This window comes from Thermomicrobium sp., from assembly GCF_053493975.1.
In genome coordinates, this window is sequence record NZ_JBRBZA010000054.1 from 16,638 (window position 1) to 40,363 (window position 23,726).

General features: G+C 65.1%; 23 protein-coding genes. 10 read left to right on the top strand and 13 right to left on the bottom strand.

The window, feature by feature from the left end:
* Nucleotides 1-37: 37 nt before the first annotated feature.
* From ACWIVK_RS08985 to ACWIVK_RS08995, 3 genes are read right to left on the bottom strand one after another with little or no spacing between them, the layout of a single operon-like run.
* The gene (locus ACWIVK_RS08985) at nucleotides 38-1,180 is read right to left on the bottom strand and encodes a DUF4388 domain-containing protein (RefSeq protein ID WP_448576311.1); all 1,143 of its coding nucleotides are present in this window, start codon (nucleotides 1,178-1,180) and stop codon (nucleotides 38-40) included.
* Complete coding sequence (locus ACWIVK_RS08990; RefSeq protein WP_448576312.1) at nucleotides 1,177-2,184, bottom strand: GDSL-type esterase/lipase family protein; 1,008 nt, start codon at nucleotides 2,182-2,184, stop codon at nucleotides 1,177-1,179. The genes ACWIVK_RS08985 and ACWIVK_RS08990 overlap by 4 nt, the downstream gene beginning before the upstream one ends.
* Nucleotides 2,184-3,092: an NUDIX domain-containing protein gene (locus tag ACWIVK_RS08995; protein WP_448576313.1), complete on the bottom strand. Its 909-nt coding sequence runs from the start codon at nucleotides 3,090-3,092 to the stop codon at nucleotides 2,184-2,186. Before ACWIVK_RS08995 ends, ACWIVK_RS08990 begins: the two co-directional genes overlap by 1 nt.
* Before the next feature lie 305 nt (nucleotides 3,093-3,397).
* On the opposite strand from ACWIVK_RS08995, the gene ACWIVK_RS09000 reads away from it, so the two are divergent.
* The 5 genes from ACWIVK_RS09000 to ACWIVK_RS09020 all read left to right on the top strand — a co-directional run bounded on the left by ACWIVK_RS09000 (nucleotide 3,398) and on the right by ACWIVK_RS09020 (nucleotide 8,610).
* Nucleotides 3,398-4,927 (top strand): undecaprenyl-phosphate glucose phosphotransferase, encoded by a 1,530-nt coding sequence (locus tag ACWIVK_RS09000; protein ID WP_448576314.1) that lies wholly within the window; start codon nucleotides 3,398-3,400, stop codon nucleotides 4,925-4,927.
* A 260-nt stretch (nucleotides 4,928-5,187) separates the two neighbouring features.
* On the top strand, nucleotides 5,188-5,367 hold the full coding sequence (locus ACWIVK_RS09005; protein ID WP_448576315.1) for a hypothetical protein: 180 nt from the start codon (nucleotides 5,188-5,190) through the stop codon (nucleotides 5,365-5,367).
* A gap of 69 nt (nucleotides 5,368-5,436) precedes the next feature.
* A complete protein-coding gene (locus tag ACWIVK_RS09010) occupies nucleotides 5,437-6,573 on the top strand; it encodes a glycosyltransferase (RefSeq protein WP_448576316.1) in 1,137 nt (378 codons plus the stop codon).
* Nucleotides 6,564-7,274: a YveK family protein gene (locus tag ACWIVK_RS09015; RefSeq protein WP_448576317.1), complete on the top strand. Its 711-nt coding sequence runs from the start codon at nucleotides 6,564-6,566 to the stop codon at nucleotides 7,272-7,274. The genes ACWIVK_RS09010 and ACWIVK_RS09015 overlap by 10 nt, the downstream gene beginning before the upstream one ends.
* Nucleotides 7,264-8,610, top strand: coding sequence for a polysaccharide biosynthesis tyrosine autokinase (locus ACWIVK_RS09020; RefSeq protein ID WP_448576318.1), 1,347 nt, complete (start codon nucleotides 7,264-7,266; stop codon nucleotides 8,608-8,610). The genes ACWIVK_RS09015 and ACWIVK_RS09020 overlap by 11 nt, the downstream gene beginning before the upstream one ends.
* Nucleotides 8,611-8,782: 172 nt before the next feature.
* Here the strand turns inward: ACWIVK_RS09020 and ACWIVK_RS09025 are convergent, their stop codons facing one another.
* The 8 genes from ACWIVK_RS09025 to ACWIVK_RS09060 form a co-directional block, all read right to left on the bottom strand.
* Complete coding sequence (locus tag ACWIVK_RS09025; protein ID WP_448576319.1) at nucleotides 8,783-9,475, bottom strand: DUF4388 domain-containing protein; 693 nt, start codon at nucleotides 9,473-9,475, stop codon at nucleotides 8,783-8,785.
* Nucleotides 9,459-9,887 (bottom strand): hypothetical protein, encoded by a 429-nt coding sequence (locus ACWIVK_RS09030; RefSeq protein WP_448576320.1) that lies wholly within the window; start codon nucleotides 9,885-9,887, stop codon nucleotides 9,459-9,461. The genes ACWIVK_RS09025 and ACWIVK_RS09030 overlap by 17 nt, the downstream gene beginning before the upstream one ends.
* 80 nt (nucleotides 9,888-9,967) lie before the next feature.
* Nucleotides 9,968-10,324: a hypothetical protein gene (locus tag ACWIVK_RS09035; RefSeq protein ID WP_448576321.1), complete on the bottom strand. Its 357-nt coding sequence runs from the start codon at nucleotides 10,322-10,324 to the stop codon at nucleotides 9,968-9,970.
* Complete coding sequence (locus tag ACWIVK_RS09040; protein ID WP_448576322.1) at nucleotides 10,321-10,578, bottom strand: hypothetical protein; 258 nt, start codon at nucleotides 10,576-10,578, stop codon at nucleotides 10,321-10,323. Before ACWIVK_RS09040 ends, ACWIVK_RS09035 begins: the two co-directional genes overlap by 4 nt.
* 600 nt (nucleotides 10,579-11,178) lie before the next feature.
* Nucleotides 11,179-11,973, bottom strand: a complete 795-nt coding sequence (locus tag ACWIVK_RS09045) for an enoyl-CoA hydratase (RefSeq protein WP_448576323.1) — start codon at nucleotides 11,971-11,973, stop codon at nucleotides 11,179-11,181.
* A gap of 42 nt (nucleotides 11,974-12,015) precedes the next feature.
* Nucleotides 12,016-13,920 (bottom strand): PLP-dependent aspartate aminotransferase family protein, encoded by a 1,905-nt coding sequence (locus ACWIVK_RS09050; RefSeq protein ID WP_448576324.1) that lies wholly within the window; start codon nucleotides 13,918-13,920, stop codon nucleotides 12,016-12,018.
* 135 nt (nucleotides 13,921-14,055) lie between these two features.
* Nucleotides 14,056-15,738, bottom strand: a complete 1,683-nt coding sequence (locus tag ACWIVK_RS09055) for an acyl--CoA ligase family protein (protein ID WP_448576333.1) — start codon at nucleotides 15,736-15,738, stop codon at nucleotides 14,056-14,058.
* 94 nt (nucleotides 15,739-15,832) lie between these two features.
* Nucleotides 15,833-17,179 (bottom strand): MFS transporter, encoded by a 1,347-nt coding sequence (locus tag ACWIVK_RS09060; RefSeq protein ID WP_448576325.1) that lies wholly within the window; start codon nucleotides 17,177-17,179, stop codon nucleotides 15,833-15,835.
* Nucleotides 17,180-18,413: 1,234 nt separating this feature from the next.
* On the opposite strand from ACWIVK_RS09060, the gene ACWIVK_RS09065 reads away from it, so the two are divergent.
* From ACWIVK_RS09065 to ACWIVK_RS09085, 5 genes are all read left to right on the top strand, one after another.
* Nucleotides 18,414-18,767: an ArsR/SmtB family transcription factor gene (locus ACWIVK_RS09065; protein WP_448576326.1), complete on the top strand. Its 354-nt coding sequence runs from the start codon at nucleotides 18,414-18,416 to the stop codon at nucleotides 18,765-18,767.
* Nucleotides 18,764-18,967 carry an FmdB family zinc ribbon protein gene (locus ACWIVK_RS09070; protein WP_448576327.1) on the top strand — a complete coding sequence of 68 codons (204 nt, stop codon included), beginning with the start codon at nucleotides 18,764-18,766 and terminating at the stop codon, nucleotides 18,965-18,967. The genes ACWIVK_RS09065 and ACWIVK_RS09070 overlap by 4 nt, the downstream gene beginning before the upstream one ends.
* 92 nt (nucleotides 18,968-19,059) lie before the next feature.
* Complete coding sequence (locus ACWIVK_RS09075; protein WP_448576328.1) at nucleotides 19,060-19,461, top strand: DUF302 domain-containing protein; 402 nt, start codon at nucleotides 19,060-19,062, stop codon at nucleotides 19,459-19,461.
* A 13-nt stretch (nucleotides 19,462-19,474) separates the two neighbouring features.
* Nucleotides 19,475-20,869 (top strand): MBL fold metallo-hydrolase, encoded by a 1,395-nt coding sequence (locus ACWIVK_RS09080; RefSeq protein WP_448576329.1) that lies wholly within the window; start codon nucleotides 19,475-19,477, stop codon nucleotides 20,867-20,869.
* Between the two features lie 133 nt (nucleotides 20,870-21,002).
* Entirely contained in the window at nucleotides 21,003-21,335 is a 333-nt protein-coding gene (locus ACWIVK_RS09085) for a rhodanese-like domain-containing protein (RefSeq protein WP_448576330.1), read from the top strand.
* Between the two features lie 171 nt (nucleotides 21,336-21,506).
* Here ACWIVK_RS09085 and ACWIVK_RS09090 read toward each other — a convergent pair whose 3' ends face one another.
* Nucleotides 21,507-22,721 (bottom strand): NAD(P)/FAD-dependent oxidoreductase, encoded by a 1,215-nt coding sequence (locus ACWIVK_RS09090; protein ID WP_448576331.1) that lies wholly within the window; start codon nucleotides 22,719-22,721, stop codon nucleotides 21,507-21,509.
* A gap of 326 nt (nucleotides 22,722-23,047) precedes the next feature.
* The gene (locus tag ACWIVK_RS09095; RefSeq protein ID WP_448576332.1) at nucleotides 23,048-23,647 is read right to left on the bottom strand and encodes a CDGSH iron-sulfur domain-containing protein; all 600 of its coding nucleotides are present in this window, start codon (nucleotides 23,645-23,647) and stop codon (nucleotides 23,048-23,050) included.
* Between the last annotated feature and the right edge of the window lie 79 nt (nucleotides 23,648-23,726).

Genomic DNA, 23,726 nt, shown 5'->3' on the forward strand with positions numbered 1-23,726 from the left:
TCGACCGCACACCGCGGTCCCGGCTGGCCCTGCTGCCTCACCCCAATGAGGACGAGGAGGCTTTCGTCGTTCGTCGCGGAAACAGCCCCTCGATCTCGTAGAACTCGTACATGCGCAACATCTGCTGCAACTCAGGATCGGCGTGGCGGTAAAGTCCCTCCATGAGCCCATTCGCAACGACCGGGTCGAACAACTTATGGAACTTGTTGTTCTGGATCGCGATGAACAGCTTGTAGAGATCGATCAGTTCAGTGGAACTCAGCGGAGTCTCGCGGTCGGTCTTGATCACGCGTCCACTGGCCATCCGTACCCGCAGCCCATGCTGCTGAGCGAAGCGGTTGAGTTGCTGCTCGAACTCGAGCGCCACGCGCGGATAATCGAAAAGGACGAGCTTCAGATAGATCGATTCCACAGCCAGCGTGAACAGTTCGATGATCTTCACCCGGTTCGGCGGCACCGCCTCGACCAGACCTAGGCAGTACAAACGGTAAAGCGCCCGTGCTGTCTCGAACTGCGTCCAACCCACCTCGCGGGCGATCGTCGCCACGTCCCGTTGCCCATCCACCTGCTGGTAAATCGTGTCGAGTTCCGGCGGTATCGGCCGCTCCACCTTGCGACGCCGAAAAATCACCGAGACCGAGGGGATGACCGGGCTGAACTGGATCCACTCGTCGACTCGACGCGTTCCCTCCAGGACCAGTTGCAAGCTGTCCACGCTCACGGGAATGCCGTCCTCGTAGAGGCATTCTCCGGCGCGGAAAGTGAACCGACAGTTCCGCCACAAAAACAGGGTATAGACCGCAACTTCGAGCTGCTGCTCGCGACATCGTTCGATATCCTCCGGGACGATCCGCCCGCGCTCGAGCAGGTGTGTGAGGCAACTCTCCTCGTCCGAATACTCTATCTGCAACTGCTCCAGTTCCCGACCACTCAGTCGCCCCGCCCGGACGAGGAGCTCGATCAACGTGGGCAAGCGCGACCCCGCCGCCACATAGGTGATGCGTCCCCGCTCGAAGGTGATCGTGCGCGTGTTCCAACCCTGGATGAGTGTCAGCGTTCCTGTCTTGTGCGTATACCCGATCATCTGGAGAAGATCGGAAAGCGTGAACGCTCCCAATCGCCCTTCCAGGTCGGGACCGAGCGAGTCGTTTCCCGCTCGTTTCGTCGTCGCCCCGCTCATGGTCGCACGAGTTCCACTGCCGCCTGGCCCTCGTTGCCTGCTCGATCGACGGCTCGGATTTCCAGTCGGAGCGGTGGCCCTGGTCTCGGCCACGGCGTTTCCCACAGTGTGATCCATTCGTCGGTTCCCGGCAATGGATCGAGGGTACCGATCTCTCGGCCGTCCACCCACAACCCGACGCGCTCGATCCCGCCGAGATCGCGGATTCGTGCCCGCACGGTCACGAAGCGCCTCTCCACACGGCTTCCCGCCTCCGGCCGCTCGATCACCACCTGTGGCGCCTGGCGATCCCAGGCGAGCGCTCGCCACGCTGCCCGGGCGATCGCCGCATATCCCTCGTTGGTCGGATGGATATCGACCGGCCACCAGGTCCACTCGTTCGTCCGGCCCCGGAACTCCCTGTCCAAATCGACCACCAGCGCCCCGACTGGCTCCGCACCAGCACGGATCGCCCGATCGAACTGCGCGATCCACCAGCTGTCGCTCCGTGGTGCGCTGGAATCCCCTTCGGTCGGGTCGTAGAGCGTGAGAGCCAAGAGCGGAACATCTCCGACCGCGCTGCGGACCGCCCGCATCGCCTCGGCATAGTTCGCCTCGAAGGCCGCAAGTTGTTCCTCCCGTTCGATCTCATCAGCGGCTCGGAGTTGGAGAAGATCGTTCCCACCCAGACTGATCAGCACGAAGCGAATCGCTCGCCCCTCTCCTCGCAGGCGAGCCATCGTTTGGCGCAGTCGCTCCACTTGCCCGCCGCGCAGAAACGATTCGGTGCTTTCGCCCGGCACCGCCAGGCTCAAGAGCTCGCCCTTCTCCCCCCAGTACGCGCTCGCCCACTCGCAGAGCAGCGCCGCCGCACTCCGTTCTCGCGGCAACGTGCTTCCCACGCCGGCGGCGAGCGAATCACCCACCGCCAAGCATGCACTCGGCGGAGCCGCTGCCGAGCCGAACGGCACCGCGGTCACCATCACGATCGCCACCAGGACGAGGCGACGCATGCCGAACGGCATCATCGGCTCGTTCCGACCGGAACCCCGATGCGGCGCATCGTCGTCGCGACGAGCTCGCGTGCTTCCTCGTGGCTGAGCGCTGCCAGTGCCTCCTCCACCTCCATGAGCACGGTATCCCGACCCAGATGTTGCTCGAATGCTGGCCCAGGCTTCGCCTGGACGAGCAGATAAACGACACGCCGGCGTTTGCCGCCCGCCTCGAACTCGAGCGTACCTCCCCAGCCGATCACTTCGGCGCTCAAACCCATCTCCTCGGCCACCTCGCGCAAGGCAGCACGGTAGGCTGCCTCACCCGGCTCGACGTGCCCTTTGGGGAGTACCAACGTGCCATCGCGAGCGCGCCGGATCGCGAGCTTCCTTTCCTCGGGTAACCACACCACGGCGCCCGCTTGCGGAACCACTAGATCGTCCGCACGACCGAACGCCGAAAGCTCTAACTCCGCCCGCAACTTGGCGTAGGTCACGGGAATGAGCTCAGGAATCACCATCGTGTTCGAAAGAATGGGCATGAAGTTGGCATCCCCCTGCCAACGCGGCACCACGTGCACATGCACGTGATCGCTGATCCCCGCCCCCGCGACCGCACCGAGGTTGAGGCCGATGTTGAAGCCATCGCACCGCAAGGCCCGGCGCTGCGCCGCCGTGAGCCACGCCACCAATTCGAAAAGCTCAGCGATGGTCGCCGGATCGAGTTCGGCCAGGTCGGCAACATGGTCAAAGGGTACCGCCATGGCGTGTCCCGTGTTGTAGGGAAAGAGGTTCATGATCAGGTACGCACGCCGCCCGCGCAGCAGGATCAGTTCTCCGACATCGTCACCGAGCGCCGGCTTCTCGCAGAAGATGCAACCCCGATGGCGTATCTCTCCCTCCACATAGCGCAGTCGCCACGGCGCCCAGAGTCGTTCCATCTCCTCCGCTCCTCGTCCAGCCACGTGCCCTGGCTCGGTCGCGTCAATCCTAGCACCGCGATTGGCCTACCCGAGAAACCCGCTCGCGCGCGATTCGTGCCACGGCTGGAGCAGTCCTCCCGCTCTGCTCCCCTCCCGCCCTAGGTGAGCGTCCAGCGGAACGCTCCTCGCCTAGTCCTTCGGCGCTCCCCGCCGTGTCGCTCGAGCCACCACGCTGCGAGAGTTCTCGACACTATCGGTGTCCGTCCGCACCGTGCGTCCTTCGTTATACTACCGGCAGCACGACGCGTTGCCTGGGGGGCACGATGCGCGACGACGCGGCGGCAACGCACGGCAAAGGGGAGTCGGGATTGGCGGTACGCACCATCTCTGTGATCGCTCCGCGGCGCCGGCGCTCCTTCCGGCGCATCTGGGTACCACGCCTCGCCCGAGCGCTCCTCGATGGAACATTACTGGCCACCGCTTTCTGGCTCGCTTATCTGATCCGGTACCACTGGGAATTCGGTGGCGAGGTTCCCACCCCGTTCGTCCAGCCATTCAGCGCCTTTGTCGGTCGCACGGCGCTCTTCGTCACCATCACGCTGCTGATCCTCGCGCTCCGTGGACTGTACCGCCTCCCACGCTGGACGAGCTTTCTCGACGAGGCCTCGATCATCGCTAGTAGTGTCACGACCGGCATGGCGATCGTCATCCTGTACAGTTTCTTGTCGCGCTTTTCCCCTTCGCGGCTGATCTTCATCTACGCCTGGCTCTTGGCCATCGTCCTGCTCGTGACCCAACGACTGATCGGCCGTTGGATCCGCGCCTGGCTCTGGGCACACGATCGTGGCGTCGACCGGGTGATCGTCATCGGTAGCGGCCCAGCAGCCCGCCGCATCATGCAGTATCTCTACAATCATCCGCGTCTCGGCTATCGCGTTCTCGGCTACGTCGATCTCGAGCCACCGCTCGAGCCGCTGGCACTCGGCACCGAGCGGGGAGTCGTGCAGCCGCTGTACCTCGGTACCCTCGACGAGGTCGTCGACCTGATTCGCCGGACCGATGTCGACGAGGTGATCGTCGCGCTGCCTCCCGCCCATCACGATCGTGTCCTCGAGATCGTCGAGCAGTGTCGTGAACTCGATGTCGCCTTTTCCCTGGTACCGGACCTCTTCGAACTCGCACTCGATCGCGTCCAGATCAGCGAGGTAGCAGGACTCCCGTTGATCGGCATCAAGGAGAGCCAGCTCCAGGGATGGAATTGGGTGGTCAAGCGCACGATGGATATCCTCATCGCTTCCACGGTCCTCGTCCTGGCAGCCCCGCTCATGCTGCTCATCGCCCTCGCGATCAAACTCGATTCTCCCGGCCCGGTCCTCTTCCGTCAGACCCGGATCGGGAAAGGCGGCAAGCCGTTCACGCTCTACAAGTTCCGCTCGATGTACGACGGCGCCGAGCGGCTTCAAGAATCGCTCCGACGCGCGACCGGGCGTAGTGCGCTACTGTTCAAGCTCCGCCAAGATCCGCGGGTCACGCGTGTCGGACGTTTCCTGCGCCGCACCAGTCTCGACGAACTCCCGCAGTTCTTCAACGTTCTCAAGGGAGAGATGAGCGTCGTCGGACCACGCCCCCCGGTCCCGGAAGAGGTCGCCGAGTACCAGGACTGGCACCTGCAGCGCCTTCTCGTCACCCCTGGCCTCACCGGCCTCTGGCAAGTAAATGGGCGCAGCGACCTCACCTTCGACGAAATGGTCCGGCTCGACCTCTACTACGTCGAAAACTGGTCACCTTGGCTCGACCTCAAGGTCATCTTGCGAACCGTCCCCGTCGTCCTCACCGGCCGCGGCGCGTACTGATCCCACCGCGCGAAGGCTCACCCGGTCGCCTCGCGTCCCCTCTGCAGCGCACACACCCTCCCGCGCCCTGAGGTGCGCTCGGGCTCTCACGCAACCAGTTACCCGTCAAAGCAGTGCCCGAGGATCGCCCTGCGCACCCTCTGGTCAACGATCGGGCGTCGAGGCATCAGGAACCGATCGCTCGATGTGGTACACTCGTTCGGAGAATGCAGTCAGTTCCGCTCTGCGCTCGGCTTCCACCGAGCGGTCAGGAGTCTCCGATGATACCGTGGATCGAAGAAGAGCTCGCGAGAGACCGTCGGCGAGAGCTCGAAGCGGAAGCCGATGCTTACCGGCGCGCGAGCAGCCTCCTACCGGCTGACACGCTCTGGCGGAAGCGCCTCGGCACTGCCGTCATTCGCGCCGGACAGTGGATCGCTGGCTCGCCCACTCCGGCTTGACTCTCCTTTCACCCCCTCGCCAACTGCTCTGCTGCGCTATCATGGGCGGGGAAGCGAGGGGAGCGCATCGTGCGCGTCGCCATCGTCCACGACTATTTGAACCAGTACGGGGGAGCCGAGCGCGTCCTGGAAGCGCTCCATGACCTCTATCCCGACGCACCGATCTATACATCCCTCTATGCGCCCGACCGCCTGCCCGCTTCCTATCGGACGTGGAACATCCGTACTACCTGGCTCCAGCGGCTTCCCGCGAGTCACCGGCGCCACCAACTCTATCTGCTGCTCTACCCGTTCGCTTTTTCGGGACTCCGTCTGGAAAGCTACGACCTCGTCATCAGTTCCTCGAGCGCCTTCGCCAAGGGGGTCCGCGTTCGACCCGGCACCGTCCACCTCTGCTATTGCCACAGCCCGATGCGCTTCGCCTGGAACTTCGAACAGTACGCTGCCCGCGAGGCGCTCCCCGACTGGCTTCGCCGGCTCCTGCCGCCCCTCATGGCTTGGTTGCGCCATTGGGATCGCGCCACTGCCCAACGGCTCGACGCGATCGCCGTCAACTCGCGTGCCGTCGCCGAACGCGTCCGGCGCTTCTGGGGACGCGAGGCGACTGTCATCTACCCACCCGTCCCCATCGACCGCGTGCAGCCGCTCCCGCCCGACGAGGTCGGCGACTATTTCCTCGTCGTCTCGCGCCTCGTCCCCTACAAACGGCTCGACCTCGTCATCGAGGCCTGTAACCGGCTGCGTCTCCCGCTCAAGATCATCGGGGACGGGCGCGATCGCCCAGCGCTGGAACGACTGGCAGGCCCGACGATCGAATTCCTCGGCACTGTCCCCGACGAGGAGAAGTTCGCTCTCCTCGCCCGCTGCCGTGCGGCCGTGTTTCCCGCCGAGGACGACTTCGGCATCGCTCAGGTCGAGGTACAAGCCGCCGGCCGCCCAGCCATCGCATTGGCCCGCGGCGGTGCCGCGGAAACAGTCGTCGATGGCGTGACCGGTGTCCTTTTCCCCGAACAGACGGTCGATTCGCTCATCGCTGCCTTCCATCGCTTCGCCCAACTCACCTTCGATCCCTCGACGATCCGCGCGCATGCCGAGCGCTTCCGCCCCGAGCGCTTCGCTGCCGAGTTCACTGCCTTCGTCCAGGAGCGACTGGTTCGGCAGCTCCACCCCGCCGAGCGGAAGGAGGCCCTCGCCCGGTGGAACTGAAGGCCTATCTGGCGATCCTCTGGCGTCAGCGCTGGCTCGTCCTCCTCGTGCCAGCCGTCGCGCTCCTAGCCATCATCGTGCAAGCCATTCGCTATCAGCCACGCTATACGGCGAGCGCAGCCGTCATCGTCACGCGCCTGCCGCAGGAGAGGCCTGCCGATCAGTACCGCTACGACGAGTATTATCTCTATCTGACGAACGAGTATACGGTCGATGATTTCACCGAGGTCGTCCGCGGAAACGTCTTCGCGAGCGATGTCGCCCAGCGTGCCACCGCCGCTTTGGGTACTCCCATCACACCGGGGGAAGTCCAAGGCAGCCTCTCGGTGACGCGCCGGAATCGAGCCCTCCTCCTGTCCGTCTCCGCACCCGATGCTCAGCGCGCCATCGCTATCGCCCAGGCTGTGGTCGCCGCTTTGCGCGAGCGCGGCACACAGTACTTCGGCTTCACTGACCCGGCCCGCCAGGTCATCGTCCAGGTGATCGACGACCCGCAGAGCGCGGTACCCGACACCACGCGGACACGTCTTCTCTGGGCGATCCAACTCGTCGTCGCTTTCGTCATCGGCGTCTTTCTCGCCTTCCTGGCTGATTCCCTTTCCGACGCACTCCACGACCCCGAAGACGTTCGACGCGCGCTCAACCTCCCAGTCGTGACGGTCGTTCCTGCCCCTCCCGAGAGGAGAGGTCGTGCGTCCTGAGGAGTATCTTGCTATCGTCTTGCGTCGTTGGTGGGTCGTTCTCCTGGCTGGCCTCATGGCCGCCGCCGTGGCTTTCTTCTACAGCAGCTCCATGCCACCGACGTACCAGGTCAGTGTCCGTCTCATGGCGGTCGCTCAGCCACCCGACTACTGGCTCGATCTCTACGCCAAGAACCGGTTAGCATCCTTCCAGGATCTGATCCGCAACGGTGACTTCGTCGCCAGCGCCCTGGCCCGAGCTGGGCTCTCCGATGATCCTGGTCAGGTTCTCGCCTCGCTCCAACTCGGTCGCAATCAGGACAGCAACGTCATCCAACTCGTGGTGACCGACACCGACCCGACTCGCGCGGCACGCGTCGCCAATGCCCTCGCCGATGCCTTCGTGGCCCAGACGATGGCCGAGAACCAGCGGATCCTCGAGCGGTTCCGCGATCCGCTCGGCCAACGCATCCAAGGAACCGTCGCGGTTCTCAAGCTGGACACCGCCTCCCCACCCAGTGTCCCAGTCGGGCCACGCACGCGCCTCAACACCGTTGCCGGGCTCGTGCTCGGTCTCGCCTTCGGCGTCCTGGTCACCTTCGGGATCGAATACTTCGAGGATGTCCTTCGGACAACGCGCGAAACGACGCGCGCCCTCGGCTTACCGGTTCTCAGCGAGATTCGACTGGCACGCGATCGACGATCGAGACGTGTGGAGGAGACGATGCCCAAGCTCGTCGTGCTCGAGGAACCGTTGTCGGCAGCTGCCGAGTCCTACCGGACGCTCCGTGCGAGTTTGCTCGGTCGCGAGGCATCTGGCTCATCGTGTCGGACTATCCTGGTCTGCGGCATCGGCCACGACTCACGCGATGCCGCATCCGTCGCCGCCAACCTCGCTGCTGCGCTCGCGGTTGCCGGTGAGCGCACGCTCCTGGTCGATGCCGATCTCCGTCGGCCATCGCTCCACACCCTCTTGCCCAGTTCCCCCGCGATCGGTCTGGCCGAAGCGCTCCTTTCCCCTGAGGAGCGACCCATTCCATCACAACCCAGTCCGATCGACGATCTCGCCCTCGTTCCCGCCGGTACTCTTCCAGCCGGCACCAATCCCGCCGATCTCCTCGCGCGATCACCCTCGCGCGCTCGCCTCGCTCAGCTGCGCGAGCGAGCCGACCGGGTCGTCCTCCACACCGCACCGTTACCCGAATGCGGCGAAGCGCTCGTCTTGTCTCGCCTCGCTGACGGTGTCCTGCTGGTCGTGCGCAGCGGGCGAACCTCGCGTATCGCAGCCCAGCGAGCCAAAGAGCAGCTGGAGCGTGTGGGCGCTTCTCTGATCGGCGTCGTCCTCCTGACCGGGTGAGTGCACAGCTGTTCCCGACCGCGCGATCAGGAGAGACGGAAGACCGCTTGTCCAGAACGCGCACTCCGTCTCATCGTGTCGTTCGCACACCGACATGGCCGCTCGCATCCCCCGTCAGGAGCGAGCGGCTCGATTTTCCTGGCCCGCGTCCCGCTTCACCATCGGCTGCGCTTCAACCCGCACGCTCGAGCACCCCGAAGGAGACCAGCCGATCCAACACCTCGCGAATCGTCGCTCTCGGTAAGCCTGTGGCCTCCGCGAGTCGCTGTTCCGTCCGCTGCCCTTCCAGCACCGCCGTCAGCACTGCCCGCTCCTCGGGCAGGAGTCGATCGAGCACCGACCGGTCGACCGGACCAGTCGTCAGGCGTACTCCGGCACGTCGCTCGTCGGCGCGTCGGATCGCATTCAAGAGAAGTTTCGTCATCGGCGCATCATCCAAGACGGTCTCCTCGTCGGGAATGAGTGGCGGCTCGGGCACGAACGCGAAGGACGCATCGGCTGCTCCGAGCACCCGCACCAGAACTTCTTCGAACTGCTGGGCCAGTGCCCGCTCGATCTGCTGATGGGTCACGAAACCCAACTCCGCGAGGATCCGCCCGAGCCGGCGTCGCCCATCCGTCACCGCTTGTAACGCGAGCGCTTGCTCCAGCTGTTCCTCGCTGATGTCCCCGAGCTGTACCAGCATCTGGCCGAGTCGGAGTTGTACGTCGCTGCTCAGAACCGCTGCGAGCCGTCCACGATCGAGTACCAGCGTGACTTCCTCGACCCGCGTCCGCAGCGTCAGTCGACCAGTCTGCCCAGCCCTCGTCAAAGCCTGGAGGAGGATGTGCAGCGGCAAATCGCTCAGGTCACCGTAAATCGGCATGCCCGCCCACCTCGTGCCCGAATGCCCTGAGCGAGAAACCTGGTGAGCCTCCACTGCTTTGGAGACAGCGCTCGATCACGTGGGTCAATCGCGCTTCATCGAAGACGACCGTCAAGAGCGCGAGATCGACCGAGCTGCCCGTCATCCACACGATCCGGCAACTGACCATCTCGGGCAGCCGTACGAGCAGCTGGTAAAAGTGGGTGAGCGTAGTCAGCCGCTCTGGCACGATCACGGTCAAATCCCAGCGACGCAGGTTCGGGAGAGTGCGCATCGAAAGCATGCGAGAGGGCAAAGGATACGTCTGGCACGGCCGGGCTACCTCTTCGCGCACCACGACACGAGCGAGCGACCGCGCCAGCTGTTCCACCGCCGGATCGTCTCCGAACACCTGCCACCCCTCTCCGCCCACCGCGACCTCGCTCTCGCCGCTCCTCGTACCGATCCGCTGCCGCTAGCATAGCGGACGAGTGGGCAGAGAAGATCCGACCATCAGCTGGCCGTCGCCAGTTCGAACCGTGGCCGTTCCGTATCACCAGGTAGCCGACCCGTGCTCACCAACCAGTGCAAGAAGCGCAGTCGTGCCAGTTGCTGCGGGGCCAGTTCGACGATCTCTTCCATCGGCCGTACGGTCACTGGCGTCGTGCGCCAACCCACTGCATTGAGGAGTTCCGCCACCACTGTGCTCGGCGACCCCCCGAACAGTCGATCCAGCGGAACCGTCACTTCGATGCCTCCACTCATCAGGAAATGCACGCAGTCCCGCTCCAAGCACCAGCCGGTCAACGGGAGGCCAGCCGACCGTACCGCATTCAAGATGATGGCCAGCGCTTCACGGTACTCACTCATGGCTCCACCCTCCTCGAGTCCTTTACCCCCTCCCGCGCCCGGTCGAGCGCTGCGAGGAGATTGCTCAGGGCAGTATCCGGCGTTTCACCGACAGCAACCGGCGGACAACGCAATTGTCGGCGCCAGTACTGCAGGACGAGACAGGACTGAGCCGCCTCCGGCGGCAGTTGCGACGGCTCACAGGCAACCGCTACCCAGCGCGGCTGGCGTTCGTCACTGCACGGATCCCGAAAAATCGTGATCGGCCATCGCATCAGGACACCGTTCTCGTTCACCGCTGACCCTGCCGCTTCTCGCCTGTCCGACGTGAATGCGCTTCACTCTCTATTCTCGGCCACGCCGCTCCCCGAGCCTCTAGGCCGTTCGTCCCAAGTTCGCGCCAGCGCTGCTCTATGAATGTACACGAGTACGTACGCACCCAGTCTAGCCATCGGGGGCTCGCTTGTCAACCCTCCAGCACCCCAGCTCGCACCAGGGACGCAGAGATGAGTGGCCCCGGCTCGACTCACCGCACCAGGCTTGCTGACCGTCAGGCACGACTCGATGGTATCGACACCTCGAGAGCGAGGCTAGGAAAGACGCGCCTGCCAGCACCACCATACCGCCCTGCACCCGAGGCGCGCCTACCTGTCGATCGCGCGACATCGCCTGCCGATCGTCCTTCGAGGTCAACGGAGCCGTTCGGAAGGTGTCTCCCGAACGGCTCCGTCCCGTCACAGCCGATCGACTGCCGCAAAACGAGCCGGTCCCACCAGGCTCAGCGAGCCAACCTCCAGTCGTGCCCCTCGACGACCACTCGGCTCTCCCCGAGCGTTATCGCCACGGCTCGGCCAGGGCCAGCTCGTCCGCCAGTGTCAGGCGTTCCGCCACTGTGGCTGGCGCTTTTCCAGGAAAGCGCAGATCCCCTCCTGTGCGTCCGCTGCCAACGCGTTGAGCGCCATCACCTCCATCGCGTAGGCATAGGCGAGGTGCTCGGGAAGCTCCAGTTGTCGGTAGAACGCTTGCTTCCCGATCCCGACCACGTAGCGACTCGCCGCCCGGATCTTCTCTGCCAGTTCCCAGGTGGCGGCCTCCAGTTCCTCGGCCGGGACGACTCGGTTCACCATCCCCAGCTGTGCCGCCTCCTCCGCCGTGATCGGTTCGCCGGTCACCAAAAGCTCGAACGTCTTCTTCGGCGGTAGCACCCGGCTCACCGCCACCATCGGAGTCGAGCAGAATAGTCCGATTTTCACGCCCGGGGTCTGGAAGCGCGTCCCCGCCGCCGCCACGATGAGATCGCAGGTCGCGGCCAGCTGGAAGCCCGCGGCAGTCGCCAGCCCATGGACCTGCGCGATCACCGGCTGGGGGATCGATCGAATCGTCTGCATCAGCGTCGTACAGACCGCGAAGATACGGCGCGCGGTCGGCGCATCGCATCCGGTCAGCTCGTTCAAGTCATGGCCAGCGCAGAAGATCGGCCCTGCGCCGCGCAAGATCGCGACCGCGATGTCCCGATCCTCACCGATCCGCCGGAAGGCATCCGTCAGCTCCTCCATGTGCGCGACCGAGAGCGCGTTCCGCTTCTCCGGGCGGTTCATCGTCACCACAGCGATCCCATCGCGCACATCGGTCAGGATGTACTGGTAGGTTCTCTGCTCGGTCGCGGTCATCGTTGTCCCTCCTTCCGGCCTCGCCGGCTCGCTCCGGTTCCCTCAGTCGTCTGCCGGCTCGCTGGACCGCCCATTCGTTCCGGCACCGACGAGTGCGCGATCCACCTCGTCCGGACGGAACGTCTTGGCGTGGCCCCGCCAGCGCTGTGCCTCCTTGTAAATGCAGCGGTTCATCACCACCGCCAGGCCGCCCTCGGTCGCGATCCGTGCCGCCTCCGGGCTGACCACACCCTCTTGCAACCACAATACTCGTGCACCGTGCTCGACTGCCTCGCGGGCGACCGCTGGTGCATGCTCGCTGGCTCGGAAGACCACCACGACATCAGCGCGGATCGGGAGTTCGCGCAGCGAGGGGTACGCCCGCTCGCCGAGCGCCTCATCGATGAGCGGGTTGACCGGGATGATCCGGTAGCCGAGCCGCTTGAGCTTCTGGGCCACACGATAGCTGGGCCGAGCCGGGTCATTGGAAAGCCCAACGATCGCCAGGACGAGCGGTCGCTGGGTTCCGTCCTCGTCCACGAAAGCCCGCGTGCACACCGAACGGATGACCTGTTCGTCGTTGAGCACGACCTGCGCCACCTCATCGCGCGCTCGCCCGTCACCACCTGCTGCCAGGCCAGTCGCGATCCGCAAGGCCCGATCCAGGTCAGCCTTGAGATCCTCGACATGCTCGATGCCGACTGCCAGCCGGATCAAGTCGTCCCCGACCCCAGCTGCCACCCGTTGCTCGGGGGTCAGCTGCCGGTGCGTGGTACTCGCCGGATGGATGATCAGCGACTTGGCATCGCCGACGTTCGCGAGGTGCGACCACAGTGCCACGTTGTCGATGACCTTGATGCCGGCTTCCATCCCACCCTTCACGCCGAAGACGACGACCGCGCCATAGCACCCTTCCCGCAAGTACTTGCGTGCCAGGTGATGCGATGGGTGCTCTGGCAAGCCCGGGTAGGCCACCCAGGCCACAGCTGGATGCTCGGCCAACCAGCGCGCGATCTCCAGCGCGTTCGCGCAATGCCGGTCCATCCGCACATGCAGCGTTTCCAGTCCCAGAAGGAGCAGGAACGCATTGAACGGGCTCATGCAGGCGCCGACGTCGCGCATCATGTGCGCTCGCAGCTTGGTCACGTAGGCCAAGCTGCCGAAATCCTTCCAGTAGGAGATCCCATGGTAGCCCGGGTCCGGATCGACGAGCCGCGGGAACTTGCCGTTCCCCCAGTCGAAGCGCCCAGCATCGACCACCACGCCACCGATCGCGACGCCGTGCCCGCCGATCCACTTGGTCGCCGAATGCACTACGATGTCCGCGCCCCACTCGATCGGGCGGCACAGGTAGGGTGTCGCGAACGTGTTGTCGACGATCAACGGGATTCCATGCTCGTGCGCGATGCGCGCCACCGCCTCGATGTCCAGCACGTCGAGTCGCGGATTGCCGATCGTCTCCGCGTAAATGCACTTCGTTCGCTCCGTGATCGCCCGCCGGAAATTCTCCGGATCGGACGGCTCGACGAACCGGACCGAGATCCCCAGGTCGGAGAGCGTATTGGCGAAGAGCGCGACCGTTCCCCCGTACAGGCTCGTGCTCGCCACGACCTCGTCACCAGCCCGTGCGATGTTCAGGATCGCCAACGTGGTCGCTGCTTGACCGCTCGCCGTCGCGACCGCCGCCACCCCACCTTCCAGGTACGCCACCCGCTTTTCGAATACCTCGACCGTGGGATTGCTGATCCGCGTGTAGATATGTCCTGGCTCGTCGAGATTGAACAACTGTGAGGCATGATCGGCATCGTGGAAGACGAACGACGTCGTCTGATAGATGGGAACCGCCCGCGCTCCCGTGGCTGGATCCGGCGCTTGCCCGGCATGCACAGCCAGTGTCTCGATCGCATATTCCCGGAACGGATCTCGCTCGCTCGCCACCGTCGTTCCTCCCTCACTCGTTCGCCCCATGTGCCCGACCCGCACGCCGAACCAGCCTGCTCGAATCTTACCCCCGGCACCTCGAACCGGCGCTTTGCTGACTCGGTCCAACGACCAGTCACAGCGCCGCTCGCCGGCGAGCCCACTGAACCACCACCCGCCTGGTCAGTGGATCCGCTTGTCGTAGCCAGCCCACTCTCGCTCGCGCAACACGAACTTTTGGATCTTCCCCGTCGAGGTCTTGGGCAAGCTCTCGACCAACTCGACCTGCTTCGGGCACTTGTAGTGGGCCAGGCGATCCCGGCAGAACGCGATCAACTCCTCCGGTGTCGCCTGCATTCCTGGCTTCAGCACGACGAACGCTTTCGGTACCTCGCCCCACTTCTCGTCCGGGATACCGATGACCGCGCACTCCAGCACCGCGGGGTGCTGGTAGAGCGCACGCTCGACCTCGATCGTCGAGATATTTTCCCCACCGCTGATGATGATGTCCTTTTTGCGGTCGCGCAACTCGATGTACCCATCCGGATGCACGACCGCCAGGTCACCGGAGTGGAACCAGCCGCCAGCGAACGCCTTGGTAGTCGCCTCCTCGTCGCGGTAATACCCCTTCATCACGTTGTTGCCACGCATGACCACTTCACCCAGCGTCTCGCCGTCTGCTGGGACATCGCGCATCGCCTCGTCGACCACTCGCAGCTCCGGTGCATGAATGTAGCCCACGCCCTGCCGTGCTTTGAGTCGCGCACGCTCTTCCAATGGCAAGGCGTCCCACTCCTCGTGCCACTCGCAAACGGTATGCGGACCATACGTTTCGGTCAGACCATAGACGTGCACGATGCGAGCACCCATGGCTTCCATCGCCGCGATCGTCGCCGGCGCCGGTGGCGCCGCCGCGGTCAGCACGGTGAGCGGCCTGGGAAACCGGTAGTCGGGACTCGGCCGTCCTTGCAGCAGCATGATCAGCACGGTCGGCGCACCGCAGAAATGCGTCACACCTTCCTGCTCGATCAGCTGGAAGATGCGGGGCGGATCGACTTTGGGCAACACCACGTGCGTCGCGCCGATCCCGGTCACAGCGTATGGGAAATACCATCCGTTGCAGTGGAACATCGGCAATGTCCAGAGATAGGCGCTTTCCGGCACCAGTCGCGCCTCGATGATCTCCCCCAGCGCGTTCAAGTAGGCACCGCGATGCGTCACCATCACGCCCTTCGGCCGACCGGTCGTCCCGCTCGTGTAGTTGATGCTCAGCACCTCTTCCTCGTCGCGCAGCGGGTACACCGTTGGATCCGGTGAGCCCTCAGCGAGCAGCGCCTCGTACTCGACATCGGCAAACGATGCACGAGCAGGCGGCGGATCGCCGTGACGACTGTCGATATCGGCCCAGACGACGAGCTCGAGGTCCGAAAGGGTTCCCCGGATCGGCTCGATGAGACTCGCCAGCGCTCCGTCCAAGATCAACGCCCGGGCGCCTGAGTGCTCCAGGATGTAGCGCACCTCCTCGCTCGAGAGGCGTACGTTGATCGGGACCAAAATCCCACCCATGTGCGGTACGGCGAAATGGGCTTCCAATGCTTCCGAGCTGTTCCGGCACAGCACCGCGACCCGATCGCCCGGCTGCAACCCCCGTCCGCGCAGCGCGCTGGCGAGGCGGTAGACGCGGGCTCCGAACTCGCGGTACGTCAGCCGCCGGTTGCCATCCACCACTCCGACCTTGTCGGGGAAGACGTGCAACGTCCGCTCCAGTAGCATCAGCGGTGTCAGGAGCGAGCGATAGGGCGGAAGCCCCTCCCACTGGGGCCGCGACCAGAGCTGTTGGAAGAGCGGCGTCGTCCCTGTCTGCATCGTCATCTCCCTCCGCCTCCTGCGAGCGGATAGCGACCGGCCGGGGCGGGAACTCGCCGAACCGGCCAGTCGCACCGTCGTTCTGGTATCCGAATTATTCCCCGTCGCCGGTCGCCATCGCTGCCTCTGGCCGCTCCCACAACCGGTGGCGCGCCGTCTCCGGCAAGAACAGGAGACCGACGATCAAACCCAGGAGCGGCAAGGCGATCGGATAGACCAGCGCCCACATCAAGTTTCCGGTCGCTGTCTGGATCCACGTCGTCACGTACGGGACCAGTCCACCACCCCAGCCATTGGCCGTATTTTGGACGAACCCGAGCGATGTGTACCGGACCTGCGTGGGGAAATACTCTGCCAGCAGAGCCGGCAGCGGTCCCCACACCATCGCCGCGATCAGCATCAGGCCCATCACAGTCAGGGCAGCAGGCCAATACTGCAGATTGTCCTTCTGCGCGAACCGCCCGAGCAGCGTATAGAGCGGGTAGAAGCCGACGATCGCCAGGACGAAGCCGGTCAGGACGATCGGCTTGCGCCCGATCGAGTCGGAGAGCCACCCCATCAAAACGTGCAGCACTGGCGCGATCAACAGACCGGGCAGCAGGATCTTATATGTCGTGATGAGATCGAGCTTCTGCGCCGTCTGGAGGAAGAAGAGCGCCCAGAAGATCGCGGTATACCAGGCCACCGCCTGACCGAACGAGACGGCAGCTGCAATCAGCACCCGCCGCAGGTTCTCGCCCGTGAAGGTGACCTTCAAGGGGTTCCGCACCACTGCACGCCGCGCCTTCAGTTCAGCGAACATCGGCGTCTCCTGGAGACGCAGCCGCACGTAGAGCGAGATCAGGACGAGCACGAGCGAGAGCAGGAACGGTATGCGCCAGCCCCAGGCCCGGAACGCCTCTTCACCGAGAGCCGTTCGCACCCCCAGCACGACGAAGAACGAGATGATCAGACCGTAGATCGCCGCCGGGCTCAACAGGCCCGTGTACAGCCCACGCTTCCCGTCCGGCGCGTGCTCGGCCACGTAGGTCAGCGCACCTCCCCACTCTCCGCCGACGCTCAGTCCTTGGATCACGCGCAGCACGAAGACCAGGATCGGAGCGAGCACACCGATCGTCGCGTAGCTCGGGATCACACCGATCAGCGCTGTGCCCAAGCCCATCCCGAGCAAGGTCAGGATGAAGACCCGTTTGCGCCCGATCTTGTCCCCGTACCAACCGAAGATGATCGCCCCGAGTGGCCGGAACAGGAACCCGATGGTAAAGATGGCGATGGTATTCAAAAGCGCCGCCACCGGATGATCCTTGGCGAAGAAATGCGTCGCCAGTATCGCCGCCAAGCTCCCAAAAATGTAGAAGTCGTACCACTCGATCGCCGATCCGACCGTCGAGGCGCCGATCACGAAAGCCAGATAGCGCCGATCGTTGTTCACCGCACGCATCGTTCCCTCTCCCTTCCCGAACGCTCGACCCCGTCTCCTCCTTGCCGACGCATGACCCTCTCACCCGTTCATCACAGTACCTCCCTGAGTCAAAGCGACTGAACGTATCATCGATCTCTCGACAGATTCTTCAGCTCGCTTCGTCAGGACGTTACCCGAAGCTCGAATGTGCTTTGGGCTCTCTCGTTCAGCGGGAACAGTCGCAAATGCGCGGCCACAGGGCAAAGAGCGCGTTCATCGTCGGGCAGGGAGCGACGAAGACCCACCCTCGCTGATCTCCCGTCGTTCCGAACCGTCCTCGATCCATCGTCGCCCGCCGCGACAAGCGAACTCGTGACCTACCCGAATCCAGTTTCACGGTGCCTATCGCAGATACCATACAACGCTCCGACTCTCTTCGTCAAGCTCTCGAGCCCGCCCCTGTCGCTTCCCATCGAACCCCACACCCAACCGATCCACGCCGACCGTCGCGACTGCTCGTGCTGCCCCCCGTGTGCGCCGTGCTCCGCGCTCCCCACCGCGCTGTCCGACCGCCGTTCAGCCATCCACACCCGCTCGGCACGCTCGCACCAGACCACAACGCGCACTCCGCCCACCTCGAGCGACGCACTCGAGCACTGGCCTACCCGTCCCCCCGCGTCTCCCACACTGCACTCCCCTCTTCCGGCACCTCACCGACTGCTGCGCCCCGTACGCCTGCACCCTTCACCAGCTTCTTCCACCGGCTCACGCTGCTCCCCGCTTCTCGCTGCAGACCGCCCGCGCGCCGCAGCGGTCGACCGCTGGAAGAGCGGCACCGTGATCCGGAGCGAAGCCTTGCGCAGACTGCGCAGCCAGGCGCGCCGCCCGCGCCTGCTCGTTCAGCGCGTGCCGCTCCGGATACTCCGATCCCCCTGGCAGCACTCGTCGCCCTGACCGGACGACCAGCCGCGACCACGATCCGCCTTCGCTCGGGCACCGTGCTCGCGCATGGTGCTACACACGCTGTGGTCGATTCCGTTCGCCACGTCGCATCCGGCGGCCCTCCGCCCACACCCGCACGCCGTCGATCCCCACGACCGAGTTGCCCCTGCACCCCGCGAGTCCGTACGGCTCCTTCTGGCAACACCCGGCCCCGACGAGCTGGTCACCGTCGCGGATCGCGCACAGCAGCTGAGCTCCTTGCACTGCCTCACTTGTTGCATTAGAATATGCGTGCATGCGAATAGAGTTGCACCCGGAAGGAGGAAAACCCTTGAGCAACGACGAACGCGAGCGCCGGCACGAGCTCTACCGTCTGCAGGCCATGCTCTGTCAGGTGCTCGCCGATCCGACCCGTATCGAACTGATCGAACTGCTCGGTGACGGCCCCAAGGCGGTCAAGGAACTCGCCCACGCGACCGGCCAGCGGCAGGCCAAGATCAGCCAACACCTGGCCATCCTCCGCCAGCGAGGTCTGGTTCACGCCCAGCGGGTCGGCACCGAAATGCATTACTCGCTCACCGATCGGCGCATCCTCGAGGCATGCCATCTGACTCGTGCCCTGCTCCTCGATCAGCTGCTGCGCCAGGGTGAGCTGGCCGAATCGGTCCTGATGGAACGGAGGTGACACGAGTGCCCCTCTACGAATACCGCTGCCGAGTCTGCGGTTACCGCTTCGAGAAACTCGTCCGACTCTCCCAAGCCGATCAGCCGGTCGTCTGTCCCAACTGCGGCACGAGCGAGACCGAACGGCTGCTCTCCGCGTTCGCTGCTCGCACCAGCGAGGGCGCCTCGAGCGCTGCCAGCTGCTCCACCGGCGGCGGCTGAGCCATCCGCTGGTGATGCGGGCCGTGGGCTCGCACGGCGAGCGGCTTCGACGGGAACGACAACGACGCGGAATACGGAAAGGAGGAGACTCGATGTTCACTGGTCGCTACGGCTTCGGCGTCGATCTCGACCATCCGTTCGATGAGGTCCTGCCCAAGGTCCATGAAGCGCTCAAGGAGCAAGGATTCGGCATCCTCACCACCATCGACGTCAAGGCCACGCTCGAGCAGAAGCTCGGGCTGGAGATGGAACGCTACGTCATTCTCGGAGCCTGCAACCCGCCCCTCGCCCATCGAGCGCTCGAGACCGAACGCGAGGTCGGTCTCCTGCTCCCCTGTAACGTGGTCGTCCGCGAGGTGGACGGGAAGACTCGCGTCGAGATCGCGGACCCGAAGGCGATGCTCGGCATCGTCGGCAACCCGGCTCTCGACGAACTGGCTACCGAGGCGCGCGCTCGGCTCGAACGAGCACTCCGCGCTCTCGAGGCTGCCTGAAAGGAGCACTGCGATGTTCTTCCAACAGATCCTCCGCACCGATATCGGCTGCGCGGCCTACGTCGTCGCTTCCACTGACGCCGGACTGGCTGCAGTGATCGACCCCCGCATCGACATGGTCGACGAGATCCTCGACCTCCTCCAGCGCGAGGGACTCCAGCTCCGCTACATCATCGAAACGCACAACCACGCCGATCACGTTTCCGGGCATCATCAGCTCGCCGCCGCGACCGGCGCGACGATCGCTGTCTCCGCTCTGGCCGGTGTCGCTTACCCGCACCAGCCGCTCCGAGACGGCGATGAGCTGGAGCTGGGCGAAGTCGTCCTCCGCGCCATCCATACCCCAGGACATCGCCCGGAGCACATCGTCATCGCGGTCATCGACCGCTCGCGCAGTCAGGAGCCATGGCTGGTCCTGACCGGCGACACGCTCTTCGTCGGCGATGTCGCCCGCCCCGATCTCGCGATCGATGGCCGGGAAGGCGCTGCTGCCCTGTTCGATTCGCTCCACCAGCGCCTTCTTCAGTTGCCTCCCGGCACGCTCGTCTTTCCCGGTCACGTCGCTGGCTCGTTGTGTGGGCGGGTCAACAACCGTATGACCGGAACCACGATCGGTTTCGAGGCGCGCAACAACCCGGCCCTGCAGATCCTCGACCGTCAAACCTTTGTCCGCTTCATGAACGAGAACCTCCCCGAGCGCCCACCGAATCTCGCCCGCATCGTCGAGCTCAACCGCGCCGCTGAGCCCCCGAAGATGGGCACGGCGACACCGCTCACCCCAGCTCGCGTTCGCGAACTCATCGAGCAGGGTGCCGTCGTCCTCGATGTCCGGTCACCTGCCCCCTTCGCCGCGAGCCACATCCCGGGTGCCATTGCTGTCGCCCTCGACGGCGGGCAGTTCCAGAATCGAGTCGGCTTAGTTATTCCGCCTGACCGAGCACTCGTGCTCGTCGTCGAGCGCGACGAGGATGCGCGCCGTGCCGTGCAGATGCTGGCAGTCATCGGCTATGACCAGGTAGTCGGCTATTTGGCTGGCGGGATGGCTGCGTGGGAACGTGCCGGCTTTCCGTATCGCACGTTGCCTGTCCTCACCGTCCACGACTTGGCTCGCTGGCGCGAGGAGGACGCCACCCTCGAGATCGTCGACGTCCGCGAGCCCTCCGAGTGGGCAGAAGAACACATTCCGGGAGCTCGCCACATCCCGTTCTATCGGTTGCCCGAGCGCTGGACCGAACTCGATCCTTCGCGCCCGATCGCGCTCGTGTGCGGCGCCGGAACCCGCAGCGCACTGGCAGCGAGCCTGTTGCGCGCGCACGATTTCCCACGTGTCTACTCGGTCGAGGGTGGTATGGACGCCTGGCGCGCCGCTGGCCTCCCGACGACGCGGGGAGCCGCGGTCACAGTGTGAACGATCGGTCACTCGCCCGGCTGGCGCATCGACCGACCAGCCGGGCATCTCGTTCCCTGTGCGGACGGTACCCAGCGCGCCTCCCCGACCGACGCGAAAAGGTGCTGCAGAGAAATGGAGAACGGAGGATCCGATGTTGACCCGATTGTTCGGCCCACGCGTTCCGGAACTCACCCCGCACGAGGCACAGGAACGCCTCGAGGCCGGGGCACTCCTCATCGACGTGCGCGAGCCGGACGAGTGGCGAGCCGCCCGTATCCCTGGCGCACGGCTCATTCCCCTCGACGAGTTGCCCCAGCGACTCGGTGAACTCGACCCGAATCGGGAGATCATTCTCGTCTGCCGAAGCGGTAACCGCAGTGCCTCGGCCACGGCGTATCTGCAACGCGCCGGCTTTACTCAGGTCCGCAACCTCGCTGGCGGCCTCATCGCCTGGGCCCGCGCAGGTCTCCCCATCGTGCGCTGAATCACCTTCGTGAACGGAGCGGGGCGTAGCCGGACACGCCCCGCTCCATTCGTCTGCGATCCAGCGCGCGTGACGGAGCCTCGCGCGCTCGCCCACGCGATCGGCGCCGACTCACCGATCCCTGGTCTGTGTTTTCCCGTGCAGGCTTCGGTACACCACCAGGATTTCGATTCAGGGCGCGAGCGAACGCAGATCGACACCCTCGTCCGCGAGAAGCGCCCGATCGACTCGCGCCATCGCCTCGACCAGGCGCCGTGCTGGTCGCATCTCGCGCGGCCGCTTCACGATCACCGCTCCACAAACGCGTCCGGCTTTCAAGTAGAAGGCAGTGAAAGCGGGAGCGTCCAGATCGCCACGCACCACGAGGTCATCCCATTCGATCGGGTAACCGTACTGCTGGATGGTCAGATCGTACTGATCCGACCAGAAAGACGGGACCGGCGCGTACGCCTCGGGATGCCCCGCGACCCCTTTGGCGACACACGCACCTTGCGCCAAAGCGTTGTCGAAGTGTTCGACCCGGATCGAGCGCTCGATCACCGGATGCCACCAGCGTGCCACGTCGCCGGCAGCCCAGACACCCGGGGCACTCGCTGCGCACGTCGCATCGACGACGACACCATCGTCCATCGCCAGCTCGCCCCTGATCGCCGGCACGGCTGGCCGGACGCCGATCCCGACGACCACGATCTCGGCGGGAAGGCTCGTGCCGTCGTCCAAGAGTACCCGCTCCACCCGCTCTCGCCCCTCCAACGCGATGACCTTCCGCCCCAGGTAGAGCTGCACACCCGCTCGCTCGTGCACCCGCGTGATCGCGGCGCCGACCGTCTCGCCGAGCGCACGAGCGAGCAGGACCGGTAACGGTTCGACCAGCGCCACCTGTTTCCCCACTGTCCGCGCACTCGCCGCGACCTCGCACCCGATGAACCCGCCACCGATCACGACGACGCGCTGCGCGGACGACAGCGCCGCGCGCACACCTCGTGCATCCTCGAGCGAGCGGAGCACGAAGACCCCCGGGAGTTCTGCCCCGGGCACCGCCAGCCGATTCGGTAACGCCCCAGTTGCCAGCACCAACTGGTCGAAGCCGATCTCCCTCCCCGCACGCGTGCAGGCCACCCGCCGCTCGAGATCGATCTCCTCGACCGCATCACCCAGCACCAACTCGATCGAGCGTTCCTCGTAGAACGCGACTGGCCGAAAGAGAAGCTCGCTCTCCTCTTTCTTCCCCAGGAGATACTGCTTGGAGAGTGGTGGTCGCTCGTACGGTGGCACCGGCTCAGCGCCCACCACGGTGACCCGTCCCTGGTACCCAACCTCGCGGATCGCATTCGCGAACCCGAAAGCTGCCGCTCCAGCTCCCACGACGAGGCAGTGCTCGACCATGGCAACCCCCTTCAGCGCCCGAGCACCCGCTTCTTCCTCGTCTCGACCGACGTTTTCCGGTCGACGACGCCAGCGGCCCCCGCATGCTCCATGCCGACCGTCGCTTGGGAGCTCGGCAGAGAGCGAGAACCATCCAAGTCGCTCGGTCGGTCGTCTCGCTGAAGCGCTCCGCGAGACCGATCGGCGAGAGCAGGCCCACGCCTGCTGCCGCAATCGCGATGCCGCACAGGCGAGTCCCCTACCCGCCGCTGAGGCCGATCGCCGAGGAGCGTCTGCTCCTGGCCCATTATGACCCCGCAGGAATATCCAACCTTCAGCCTCAGCGTTCACTGACCGCGCGGCTGGCGCGACACGTACACCATCCCGTCCCGAACGAGCACGTCGTACACCGCCAACGGCTTGGTCGCTGGGAGACTCGTGACTCGTCCAGTTGCCAGCTCGAACCCCGAGCCATGCAAGGGGCAATAGACCACGCCATCCTCCAGATCCCCCTCGGCCAGTTCCGCCTCCTCGTGCGTGCAGATGCCGTCGACCGCGTAGAGTCGTTCCCCGAAGCGAACCAGCAAGCGCGGCGCTCCGTCGACCTCGAAACGCACGATCGTCGCCTCGGGGACCTCAGCCAGAGGCTTGACCGGGACGAAATCGCTCTCACCGCTTTGCCCAGCTACCGCAGCAGCGGTCGAAGCTGCCGCACCGCTCGTCCCTTCGCTCGCGATGGATCGAACCTGGACCCCGAGGTCCCCCACGAAACCGATTCGCCGGTGTGTCCCGTCACAAAACGGCTTCTTCGCCGAGCCACCACAACGGCAGAGCCAGATCTCCTCCCCTTCGTACGGGATCTCGTTTCCCTCGTGATCGACCAAGATGACGCGCCCTTGCACGTGATAGGGACCGTTCTGCCGAACCGTGATCCGAACCTCGCTCACCGCTTACCCTCCGGCACCATCAGCTGCGCTCGTCTCCAACGCAACTATAGCGTTGCAGAACGGTGCCGACGAGACGAAG

Coding starts and splice junctions, on each gene's coding strand:
- ACWIVK_RS09060 (WP_448576325.1), bottom strand. CDS start 17,179: ATGCGTGCGGTGAACAACGATCGGCGCTATCTGGCTTTCGTGATCGGC.
- ACWIVK_RS09075 (WP_448576328.1), top strand. CDS start 19,060: ATGTTCACTGGTCGCTACGGCTTCGGCGTCGATCTCGACCATCCGTTC.
- ACWIVK_RS09080 (WP_448576329.1), top strand. CDS start 19,475: ATGTTCTTCCAACAGATCCTCCGCACCGATATCGGCTGCGCGGCCTAC.
- ACWIVK_RS09035 (WP_448576321.1), bottom strand. CDS start 10,324: ATGAGTGAGTACCGTGAAGCGCTGGCCATCATCTTGAATGCGGTACGG.
- ACWIVK_RS08990 (WP_448576312.1), bottom strand. CDS start 2,184: ATGCCGTTCGGCATGCGTCGCCTCGTCCTGGTGGCGATCGTGATGGTG.
- ACWIVK_RS09045 (WP_448576323.1), bottom strand. CDS start 11,973: ATGACCGCGACCGAGCAGAGAACCTACCAGTACATCCTGACCGATGTG.
- ACWIVK_RS09040 (WP_448576322.1), bottom strand. CDS start 10,578: ATGCGATGGCCGATCACGATTTTTCGGGATCCGTGCAGTGACGAACGC.
- ACWIVK_RS09000 (WP_448576314.1), top strand. CDS start 3,398: ATGCGCGACGACGCGGCGGCAACGCACGGCAAAGGGGAGTCGGGATTG.
- ACWIVK_RS09005 (WP_448576315.1), top strand. CDS start 5,188: ATGATACCGTGGATCGAAGAAGAGCTCGCGAGAGACCGTCGGCGAGAG.
- ACWIVK_RS09055 (WP_448576333.1), bottom strand. CDS start 15,738: ATGCAGACAGGGACGACGCCGCTCTTCCAACAGCTCTGGTCGCGGCCC.
- ACWIVK_RS09025 (WP_448576319.1), bottom strand. CDS start 9,475: ATGCCGATTTACGGTGACCTGAGCGATTTGCCGCTGCACATCCTCCTC.
- ACWIVK_RS09085 (WP_448576330.1), top strand. CDS start 21,003: ATGTTGACCCGATTGTTCGGCCCACGCGTTCCGGAACTCACCCCGCAC.
- ACWIVK_RS09090 (WP_448576331.1), bottom strand. CDS start 22,721: ATGGTCGAGCACTGCCTCGTCGTGGGAGCTGGAGCGGCAGCTTTCGGG.
- ACWIVK_RS09050 (WP_448576324.1), bottom strand. CDS start 13,920: ATGGGGCGAACGAGTGAGGGAGGAACGACGGTGGCGAGCGAGCGAGAT.
- ACWIVK_RS08985 (WP_448576311.1), bottom strand. CDS start 1,180: ATGAGCGGGGCGACGACGAAACGAGCGGGAAACGACTCGCTCGGTCCC.
- ACWIVK_RS08995 (WP_448576313.1), bottom strand. CDS start 3,092: ATGGAACGACTCTGGGCGCCGTGGCGACTGCGCTATGTGGAGGGAGAG.